General features: G+C 75.8%; 1 protein-coding gene. It reads left to right on the forward strand.

The genetic code is table 11. The annotated features are described in order from the left end of the window. On the forward strand, nt 1-11,534 hold an 11,534-nt coding region (locus KS423_RS25575), incomplete at both ends, for a non-ribosomal peptide synthetase (RefSeq protein WP_224282117.1).

Raw genomic sequence — 11,534 nt, forward strand, 5'->3', positions numbered from 1 at the left:
GAGCCCGCCGGGGCGTGCGTGCCCGAACTCCTCGCGGCCCGGGCCGCCCGTACCCCCGACGCGCCCGCCGTGGTCGCCGACGGGGCGGTCCTCGACCACGCGGGGCTGGCCCTGTGGTCCGCCCGGATCGAACAGGCCCTGCGCGGCGCCGGTGTCGGCGCGGGCCCGGAGCAGAGCGTCGTGGGCGTCCTGCTCGACCGCACGCCGGAGCTGCTGCCCGCGCTGACCGGCACCTGGCGGGCCGGCGCCGCGTACGTGCCGATGGACACCTCCTGGCCGGCCGAGCGGCTGCGCGCGGTCCTCGCCGACGCCGGTGCGCCCGTGCTGCTGACGGACACGGCCCACGCGGAGCTCGCCGCCCGGGTCTTCGACGGCCCGGTGCTCCTCGTGGACGGGGAACTCCCCCCGGCGGCCGAGGAGTCCACCGCCGGCCGGGCGGGCACCGATCCGGACAGCCTGGCGTACGTCATCTACACCTCCGGCTCCACCGGCCGGCCCAAGGGTGTCCAGATCTCGCACCGCAGCCTCGCCGGATACCTCGCCTTCGCGGTCGACGACTACCTCGGCGCCGGCCCCTCCACGAACGCCCCGCTGTTCTCCTCGGTCGCCTTCGACCTCGTCGTGCCCACGCTGTACGCCCCGCTCCTCGCGGGCGGCGCCGTGCACCTCTTCGGCCCCGGCCGCGACCTGTCCGAGCTGGGTGACTGGCTCGTCGGCTCCGGCCCGTACGGCTTCGTCAAGCTCACCCCCGGACACCTGGAGATGCTCGCCCACCAGCTGACCGACGGCCGCGCCGAGGGCCTGACCCCCGTCCTCGTCGTCGGCGGTGAGGCCCTCCCCACCCGGGCCGCCGCGCACTGGTGCGCCGCGCTCGGCGGCGGCCGGGTCGTCAACGAGTACGGGCCCACGGAGATCACCGTCGGCAACAGCGTGTACCGCGTCACCGCGGCGCACACCCCCGAGGGCGAGACCGTGCCCGTCGGGCGCCCCGTCCCGGGCACCTGCCAGTACGTCCTGGACGGCCGGATGCGGCCCGTGCCCACCGGGGTCACCGGCGAGCTGTACATCGGCGGGCCCGGCCTCGCCCGCGGCTACGCGGGCCGCCCCGGGGCGACCGCCGACCGCTTCGTCCCCGACCCGTACGGCCCGGCGGGAGCCCGCCTCTACCGCACCGGCGACCTCGCACGGGTCCTGCCCGGCGGCGACGTGGAGTTCCTCGGCCGCGGTGACGACCAGGTCAAGGTCCGCGGCCACCGCGTCGAACCCGCCGAGATCGACGCGGCCCTCGGCGCCCATCCCGCAGTCGCCGAGGCCCGTACCGTGGTCCGCGAGGACACCCCGGGCGACCGCCGCCTCGTGGCGTACCTCGTCGCCTCCGACGGGACCACCGGTGCCGACGGTCCCGACACCGCGCAGCTGCGCGCGCACTGCGCGGCGCTGCTGCCCGACCACATGGTCCCCGCGGCCTTCCTGACCCTCGACCGGCTGCCGCTGACCCCCAACGGAAAGCTGGACCGGCGGGCCCTGCCCGCCCCGGCCGCGACCGACCGCGCCACCGCCTTCACCGCCCCGCGCACCGCTGCGGAGGAGAAGGTCGCCGCCGTGTGGGGCGCCGCCCTCGGCACCGCGCGCATCGGCGTCCTGGACAGCTTCTTCGACCTGGGCGGCGACTCCATCAAGGCCGTCGGCCTGGTCGGCGCGCTGCGCACCGCCGGGTACGACGTCACGGTTCGCGACGTCTTCGAGAGCCGGACGGTCGCCGCGCTCTGCGAACGGCTCACCGGCCGCCCCGCGCCCACCGGGGCCCTGCCCGCCGTCGCCCCGTTCGCCCTGCTGACCGAGGCGGACCGGGCGGCCCTGCCCGCCGGCCTCGCCGACGCCTACCCGCTCTCGCTCAACCAGCTCGGCATGGCCGTCGAGAGCATCACCGGCGACGGCCCCCACCACTACCACGACGTCACCTCGTTCCTGCTGCGCGACGAGCGGCCGTTCGACGCCGCCGTGTTCCGGGAGGCGCTGCGGACGGTCGTGGCCCGCCACGACATCCTGCGCACCTCCTTCGACCTGACCGCCTACTCGGTGCCGCTCCAGCTGGTGCACGCCGAGCCCGCCGTCCCCTGCGGGCTGACCGACCTGTCCGGGCTCGACGAGGACGGCCGCCGCGACGCGCTCGCCGTCTTCACCGCCGCCGAGCGCTCCACCCCCTTCGACCTGGCGTCGGACGGACCGCTGTTGCGCGTGCACGTCCACGTCCAGGGGGAGGACTCCTGGCGCTGCTCCTTCACCAAGCACCACGCGATCCTGGAGGGCTGGAGCTACCACGCCCTCCTCGCCGAACTCGTGGACCACTACCGGGCCCTGCGGGACGGCCGGGAGCCGGTCGCCGTGAGCGCCGAGCCGCCCGCGCTCCGCTACGCCGATGCCGTCGCCGCCGAACTCACCGCGCTCGACTCGGCGGAGGACCGCGCCTACTGGGCGTCCGTCGTCGGCGGACGCAGCGGCTTCGCACTGCCGTCCGCCTGGGCCGGGGACACCTCGGCCCCTGCCCGGCCGGTCGCCTCCGGGTGCTCGTACGCCGACCTCACCCCGGGGCTGCGCGCCCTGGCCGCCGACGCCGGCGTGCCGCTCAAGAGCGTGCTGCTCGCCGCCCACCTGACGGTCCTCGGCCGGCTCACCGACGAGACGGAGTTCTTCACCGGTCTCGTCGGCCACACCCGCCCGGAGGCCCCCGGCGCTGACCGGCTCCTCGGCATGTACCTCAACACGCTGCCGTTCCCCTCGGAGCCGGCCCCGGCCACCTGGGGCGAGCTCGCCCGGCGGGTCTTCGCCCGGGAGACCGAGGCCTGGCCGCACCGGACCTACCCGATGCCCGCGATCCAGAGCGAGTGGGGCGGCGGGCGCCGTCTCGTCGACGTGCTCTACAGCCACCTCGACTTCGACGCGGCCGGCCACGACAGCGCCGAGGACGAGGGCAACGGCATCAACAGCAGCTCCACCGAGTTCTCGCTCTGGGTCACCACCCTCGCCGGAGTGGTCAGCCTGCGCTCCGACACCCACGCGCTGTCGCAGGACCGCGCCGACGTGATGGCCGCGATGTACCGCTCGGTCCTGGAGTCGATGGCCGCGACCGGTGCCGCCGGACCGGCCCGCGCGGACCACCACCTGCCGGCCGGGGAACTGGACCGTGAGGTACGGGAGTTCAGCGGCGCGGCCACGGAGGCCGCGGCCCCTGTCACCACCGTGCACGGCGAGTTCGAGGCGCGCGCCGCCGAGACGCCGGACGCCGTCGCCCTGACCGAGGACCGTCCCGCCGGCCCCGACGGGACCGGTGGGTCCACCGGCCTCGCCCTCACCTACGCCCGACTGGACGCCCGCGCCACCGCCGTCGCCGACGGCCTGGCGCGCGCCGGGGTCGTCCCGGGCGCGGTCGTCGGCGTCTGCCTGGAGCGCTCCGCCGCCCTGGTCGCCGTCCTCCTCGGCGTCCTCAAGGCGGGCGCGGCCTATCTGCCGCTCGACCCCGAGTACCCGGCGGAGCGACTCGCCTTCCTGGCCTCCGACGCGCGTGCCGCCGCCCTGGTCACCACCACCGGCCTGGCGGACCGGGTGCCCGGCTGGACGGGCCCGGTGCTGTACGCGGACACCCTCCCGGAGCCCGCCGCCGGCCGGCCCGGCGCCCCGGTGGGACCCGAACACCTCGCGTACGTGATGTCCACCTCGGGCTCCACCGGAACCCCGAAGGCCGTCGCCGTCCCGCACCGGGCCGTCGTCCGGCTCGTCCGGGACGCCGCCCACCTGGCGCTCGGCGCCCGCACGAGGTTCGCGCACGCCAGCTCCATCTCCTTCGACGCCGCCACCCTGGAACTGTGGGGTCCGCTCCTGAACGGCGGCCGGATCGTGGTCCTCGACCGCGAGACCGTCCTGGACCCGCAGTCGCTCTCCACCGCGCTGCGCACGCACGGCGTCACCCACCTGTGGCAGACCGCCTCGCTGTTCAACCACACCGTGGCGCGCGTCCCGGACGCCGTCGCCGGTGTCGGCACCGTCCTGATCGGCGGCGAGGCCCTGGACCCGGTCACGGTCCGCGCCGTCCTCGCGGGCGGCGCCCCCGGCCGGCTCCTCAACGGCTACGGGCCGACCGAGAACACCACCTTCTCCACCACCCACCACATCACCGCCCTCGCCCCCGACGCGGCCTCGGTACCGATCGGCACCCCGATCCCGCGCAGCCGGGCGTACGTCGTCGACGCCGCGCTGCGGCCCGTCGCCACCGGTGTCCCGGGCGAACTCCTGGTCGGCGGCGCGGGTCTCGCCCACGGCTACCTGGGCCGCCCCGCGCTGACCGCGGACCGGTACGTCCCCGACCCGTTCGGCCCGCCCGGCTCCCGGCTCTACCGGACCGGGGACGTGGTGCGCCGGCTCGCCGACGGAACCCTCGAATACCGGGGCCGCGCCGACCAGCAGGTCAAGCTGCGCGGCTACCGCATCGAACTCGGCGAGATCGAGGCCCGCCTGGCCGCCCACCCGGGTGTCGCCCAGGCCCGGGCGGTGCTCCGCGAGGACACCCCCGGCGAGCGCAGGATCGTCGCGTACGCCGTCCCCGGCGGCGCGCACCTGCCGCCCGCCGCCGAGCTGCGCGACCACCTCGCGCGGGAGCTGCCCGCGTACATGCTGCCCGAGGCCTGCGTGGAGCTGGAGCGGATCCCGCTCACCGGCAACGGCAAGCTCGACCGGGACGCGCTGCCGCTGCCCGCCGACTCCGACCGGGCGATCGGCGCCACGGGCGGCATCGCCCCCCGGACGCCGGTCGAGGCGCGGCTGGCGGAGATCTGGGCCGACACGCTCGGCCTGGAGCCCCACCGGTTCGGTGTCGAGGACGGCTTCTTCGACCTCGGCGGCGACTCCATCCGCGCCGTCGCCCTGGTCGGTGCCGTCCGGGCGGCCGGGTTCGACGTCTCCGTACGCGACCTGTTCGCCCGGCGCACGATCGCCGGGATCGCCGAGCTGATCACCGGCCGGCCCGCTCCGGCCGCCCCCGCGGGCTCGGTGCAGCCGTTCGCCCTGCTGTCCGAGGCGGACCGGGCGGCCCTGCCCGACGGCCTCGACGACGCGTACCCGATGACCCAGGTGCAGACTGGCATGGTCGTCGAGATGCTCGCCGGACCGCCCCCGGGCGGGGACGGCGGCGCGGCCTACCACCATGCCGCGCTCTACCGGGTCCGGGACGCCGCGGAGTTCGACGCGGTGGCCCTGCGGCGCGCCGTGGCCGTGGTCGCGGCCCGCCACGACGTGCTGCGCACCTCCTTCGACCTCACCACCTTCTCCGTACCGGTCCAGCTCGTCCACGCCGAGGCGGATGTCGACGTGACCGTGCGCGACCTGTGCGAGGCAGGGGAGCCGGGCGCGCGGCGCCGGGAGGCGCTGGAGGCCTTCCTCGCCGACGAGCGCGCCACGCTCTTCGACGTGGAGGCCGGCCGGCCGCTGTGGCGGGTCTCCGCCCACACCGAGGAGGACGGCTGGTGGCTGGGCCTGACCCAGTCCCACGCCGTCACCGAGGGCTGGAGCCAGCACGCGATGCTGATGGAGATCATCGGCGCCTACGCGCAGCTGCGCGACGGCCGCGAGCAGGCCGCGCCGCCCCCGGCCGCGGTCCGCTTCGCCGACACCGTGGCGGCGGAGCTGGACGCGCTCGCTTCGGAACGGGACCGGGCGTTCTGGCGGGACACCGTCTCCCGCCACCCGCGGCTCGTCCTGCCGGCCGCCTGGCAGGCGCCCTCGCACGAGGCGGACGAGAGCTACGACCTGTCGGTGCCGCTGCGCGACCTGGAGCCGTCCCTGCGCGCCCTGGCGTCCGCCGCCGGGGCCTCCCTCAAGAGCGTGCTGCTCGCCGCCCACCTGTCGGTGCTGGCCCGGCTCACCGACGAGGAGACCTTCCAGACCGGTCTGATCTGCGACACCCGCCCCGAGGCCGTCGGCGCCGACCGGGTGTACGGCATGTACGTCAACACCCTCCCCTTCCCGTACGAGCGGACCGCCCGCACCTGGCGGGAGCTGGTCGGCGCGGTCTTCGCGCGGGAGACCGCGATGTGGGAGCACCGCCGCTTCCCGCTCCCGGAGATCCAGCGGGAGGCGGGCGGCGACCGCCTCATCGACGTGATCTTCAACTACCAGAACTTCCACGTCGTGGACGAGGGGGCGGTGGACGTCGCCACCACGCTGGGCGCGGGCGCCACCGAGTTCGACCTGGAGGTGAACACCTCCGGCGAGGGCCTGACGCTCAAGACCCGCACCGGGATCGTCTCCCGCGAGCGCGGCGACGCGCTCGCGCAGATGTACCGCACCGTCCTGGAACGGATGGCCGCCGACCCGGACGGCGACGCCGGGGCAGCCCTGCTCGCCCAGGCCGACCGGGAGCGGCTCGCGGCGTGGAACCGGACGGACACCGAACCCGTGACCCTCGCCCCGGAGCGGGAGTTCGCCCGGCACGCTGCCCTGACCCCCGGCCGGACCGCGCTGACGGCCGACGGGGTGAAGCTCACGTACGGCGGGCTCAACGCCCGGGCCAACCGGCTCGCGCACCGGCTGCGCGCCCTGGGCGTGGGCCCGGACACCCTGGTCGGCCTGCGGGCCGAGCGGTCGGCACGAACGGTCGTCGCCGTCCTCGCCGTGCTGAAGGCGGGCGGCGCCTACCTGCCGCTCGACCCGGCGTACCCGGCCGAGCGGCTCGGCTTCCTGATCGCGGACGCCGGAGTGCGGCTGCTGCTCACCGAGGACGGACCGGACGCGCAGGCGGCGCAGGGCCGCCCGGCGGAGGTCTCGCTCGACGGGATCCTGGACGAGGTCCCGGCCGCGCCGTGGGCGGGCCTGCCCGACACCGACCCGGAGCCGACGGCGGACCCGGACAACCTCGCGTACGTCATCTACACCTCCGGCTCCACCGGCCGGCCCAAGGGCGTGCAGGTGCCCCGCGGCGGCATGGGCAACCACCTGATGGCCAAGATCGAGGACCTCGACCTCACCCCGTGGGACAGCGTGGTCCACAACGCCCCGCTCGCGTTCGACATCTCGGTGTGGCAGATGCTCGCCCCGCTCGCCGCGGGCGGCCGGATCCACGTCGAGGACCGGGACACGGCGGCCGACCCGCTGGAACTGTTCCCACGCGCCGCCGCGGAGCGGGTCACCGTCCTCGAAGTCGTACCCGCGCTGCTGCGGGCCGCGCTCGACGCCTGGGACACCGGCGCCCTCGCGCTCGAACTGCCCTTCCTGCGCTGGATGGTGGTCACCGGGGAGGCGCTGCCGCCGGACCTCGCCCGCCGCTGGTTCGCCCGCTTCCCGGGCATCCCGCTCGTCAACGCCTACGGACCCACCGAGTGCTCCGACGACGTCACCCACGCCAGGATCGGCTCCGGCGACCCGATCGGGAGCCTGCGGGTCACCATCGGCCACCCGGTGCGCAACACCCGCCTCCACGTGCTCGACCGGAGGCTCGAACCGGTACCGGTCGGCGCGCCCGGTGAGCTGTACGTCGCCGGAGCCGGGGTGACCCGCGGCTACGGCGGCCGCCCCGGCCTGACCGCCGAGAAGTTCCTCCCGGACCCGTTCGGCCCGGCCGGCTCCCGGCTCTACCGCACGGGCGACGTCGCGGCCTGGAACGCCGACGGCAGCCTGGAGTTCCTGGGCCGCGTCGACCACCAGGTCAAGATCGGCGGCGTCCGCATGGAACTCGGCGAGATCGAGGCCCTGCTGACCGAACGGCCGGACGTGTCCGCGGCCGTCGCCGCGGTCCGCGAGGACGTCCCGGGCGTGCGGCGCCTGGTGGCGTACCTGGTGCCCGCCGCCGGCGCCGAACCGCAGCCGGCCGGGCTCCGCGCCGAGCTCGGCACGTTCCTGCCCGCGGCGATGGTGCCCTCGGCCGTGGTGCTCCTGGACGCCCTGCCGCTGACCCCGAACGGCAAGGCCGACCGCAAGGCGCTGCCCGCCCCGGAGGCCGATGCCACGGGCGGCGGGACCGCTCCCCGCACTCCCGCGGAGGCTGCCGTCGCCGAGCTGTGGGCGCGGGTCCTCGGTGTCGCCGAACCGGGCGTCGAGGACGACTTCTTCGACTCCGGCGGCGACTCCCTGCGGGCCGTGGCCCTGGTGGGAGCGCTGCGGGGCGCGGGCCACCGCGTCTCGGTGCGGGACGTGTTCACGCACCGCACGATCGCCGCGCTCGCCGTCCACACCGCCCCCGCGGACCCGGCCGGTCCGGCGGGTACCGCGACCGTGCCGACCGGGGTCGCGCCGTTCGCGCTGCTCGACGCCGCCGACCGGGCCGCACTGCCCGTCGACGCCGTCGACGCCTACCCGTTGTCGCAGACGCAGCTCGCCATGGTGGCCGAGCAGCTCGGTGACACCGACCGGGGCGCCTACCACACCGTGGTCAGCCTGCGGTACCACGACGACGGCCCGTTCAGCGCCCAGGCCCTCGAACAGGCCGTACGGACCGTCACCGCCCGGCACGAGGTCCTGCGCACCTCGATGCGGATCACCGGATACTCGGTGCCGCTCCAGGTGGTGCACGCCGACGCCGAGGTGCCGGTCGCCGTCCACGACCTGCGCGGTCTGGACCGTACCGAACTGGAGCGGGCCCTCCTGGAGTTCGTCGCCGCCGAGCGCGCCGCGCTGTTCGAGCTCGGCACGGCGCCGCTGCTGCGGGTCGCCGCGCACCGGGAGAGCGAGAGCACCTGGTGGATGACCTTCACCCAGTCCCACGTGATCCTGGAGGGCTGGAGCCAGCACACGCTCCAGCGCGAACTCCTCGACGCCTACCGGGAGATCCGCGACGGCGGCGCCGCCGCCCCGTACCCGCAGACACCGGTGCGGTTCGCGGACGTGATCGCCGGCGAGCTGGAGTCGCTGGAGTCGGCCGCCGACCGGGCCTTCTGGGAGAAGGTCGCCACCGGGCACGCGCCGCTGGTACCGCCCGCCGAGTGGGCGGGCGACCCGTCGCGGCCGGCGCAGCCGTACGGCGTCCAGGTCCCGGTCGACGGCCTCGCCGACCGGCTGCGCGCCCGCGCCGTCGAGGCCGGGGTGCCGTTCAAGACGGTGATGCTCGCCGCCCACCTGAAGGTGATGGGCCAGCTCACCGACGCGGACGCCTTCCACACCGGGGTGGTCTTCCACACCCGGCCGGAGGCCCCCGGTGCGGAGCGGCTGGTCGGCATGCTGCTGAACACCCTGCCGTTCCCGCACGACCGCACGGCCCGCACCTGGGGCGCACTGCTGCGCCAGGTGTTCGCGCGGGAGGCCGAGATCTGGGACCACCGCCGCTACCCGCTGCCGGCCGTGCAGCGGGAGTGGGGCGGCGGCCGCCGCCTGCTCGACGTCCACTTCAACTACGTGGACTTCCACCAGGTGGACACCGGGCGCGTGGACGGTTCGGCGGGCGTCAGCGAGGCACCGACCGAGTTCGGGCTCTCCGTGCAGGTGCACGGCGCCTCCCGGATCTCCCTGCACTCCGACACCCGGCTGCTCGACCGGGCCCACGCGCAACGGCTGGCGGGCATGTACCGCTCGGTCCTGGAGGCGATCGCCGCCGGCCTCGACGGCGACGCCCGTACCGTCCACCTCCCGGAGGGCGAACGCGAACGGCTCCTCGGCTCCGCGTCGAGCGGCCCGGCGGCCGAGCCCGCCACCCACCTCGTCCACCAGCTGTTCGAGGCCCAGGCGGCGGCGACGCCCGACGCGGTCGCGGTCCGCGCCCACGACGGCACGCTGACCTACCGGGAGCTCAACGAGCGCGCCAACCGGCTCGCCCACCTCCTGCGGGCCAAGGGCGTGGTCCCCGAGCAGCTGGTCGGCCTCTGCCTGGAGCGCGGCGTCGACGTGATCCCGGCGCTGCTCGGCATCCTCAAGTCCGGTGCGGCCTACCTGCCGCTCGATCCGGCCAACCCGGTGGAGCGGCTCGGCCACATCGTCGCCGACGCCGGGGCCCGGCTGCTCGTCACCGGCACGGAGCTGGTCCCGCTGCTGGACAAGGTGTACGAGGGCGAGCGGATCCTCATGGCGGACGCGGCCGACGGGAAGGGCCTGCCGGCCCACGACCCGGAGCCGGTCTCCGTCCCGGAGAACCTGATCTACACCATCTACACCTCCGGTTCGACCGGCCGCCCCAAGGGCGTGGCCCTCACCCACGCCAACGTGGTACGGCTGATGACGACGGCCCAGGAGCACTACGCCTTCGACGAGTCGGACGTGTGGAGCATGGCCCACTCCTACGCCTTCGACGTGTCCGTCTTCGAGATGTGGGGCGCACTCCTGCACGGCGGCACCCTGGTCGTCGTACCGCGGGAGACCACCCGCTCGCCGGAGGACTTCCTGGACCTGCTGGTCGACGAGGAGGTCACCGTCCTCAGCCAGACCCCGACCGCCTTCCGGGGCCTGGTGTCGGCCGCCGCGGACGGCGACCCGCGGATCGGACGGCTGTCCCTGCGGGCCGTGGTGTTCGCCGGGGAGAAGCTGGAGATCGGCGAGCTGAAGCCGTGGGTCGACCGGTGCGGGCTGGGCCGTACGGCGCTGGTGAACATGTACGGGATCACCGAGACCACCGTGCACTCCACCTACCACCGGCTCACGAAGCGCGACTTCGCGGACGGCGCCGGGAACGCGATCGGGCGCCCGCTGAGCGACCTGACGATCCACCTGCTCGACGCGTCGGGCGACCTGGTGCCGATCGGGATCGCCGGCGAGATCCACGTCGGCGGTCCGGGGGTGGCCCGCGGCTACCTCGGCCGGTCCGCCCTCACGGCCGACCGCTTCGTGCCGGACCCGTTCGGCCCGCCCGGCGCCCGGCTCTACCGCAGCGGCGACCTGGCCCGGCGGCGTCCCGACGGCAGCCTGGAGTTCGTGGGCCGCATCGACCACCAGGTCAAGATCCGCGGCTACCGCGTGGAGCCGGGCGAGACCGCCGCCGTACTGCTGGAACACCCGGCGGTGCGCCAGGCGGTGGTCGTGGCCCGCGAGGACAGGCCCGGGGACGTCCGCCTGGCGGCGTACTGGGTCCCGCGCGAGCCGGACGGCGGCGCGGACGCGGCGGTGCTCGCCGCGCACTGCGCGGCCGGGCTGCCGGAGTACATGGTGCCGGCGAGCTTCACACCGCTGGACGCGATCCCGCTGACCCCGAACGGCAAGCTGGACCAGCGCGCCCTCCCCGTCCCCGACGCGGCGGCCGCGGCCCGCGCGGTCGCGTACTGCGCCCCGCGCACCGAGGCCGAGGAGACCCTGGCGGCGCTGTTCGCCGAGGCACTGGGCCTCGACCGGGTCGGCCGTGACGACGGCTTCTTCGCCCTGGGCGGCCACTCCCTGCTGGTTCCCCGCCTGATCGTCGAGGCCCGCGAGCGCGGCCTTCCGGTCACGGCCCTCCTGATCTACCGCCACCCGACGGTCGCGGCACTGGCCCGGGCGACGTCGACCGGACCGGCGCCCACCCCGTCCACCCCGTCCACCCCGTCCGCCCCGTCCGCCCCGGCGGCGGCCCCCGCGCGGCGCGCGGTCGGCGA

Origin of the sequence: Streptomyces sp. LS1784 (genome assembly GCF_020103755.1) — a bacterium.
GTDB lineage: Bacteria > Actinomycetota > Actinomycetes > Streptomycetales > Streptomycetaceae > Kitasatospora.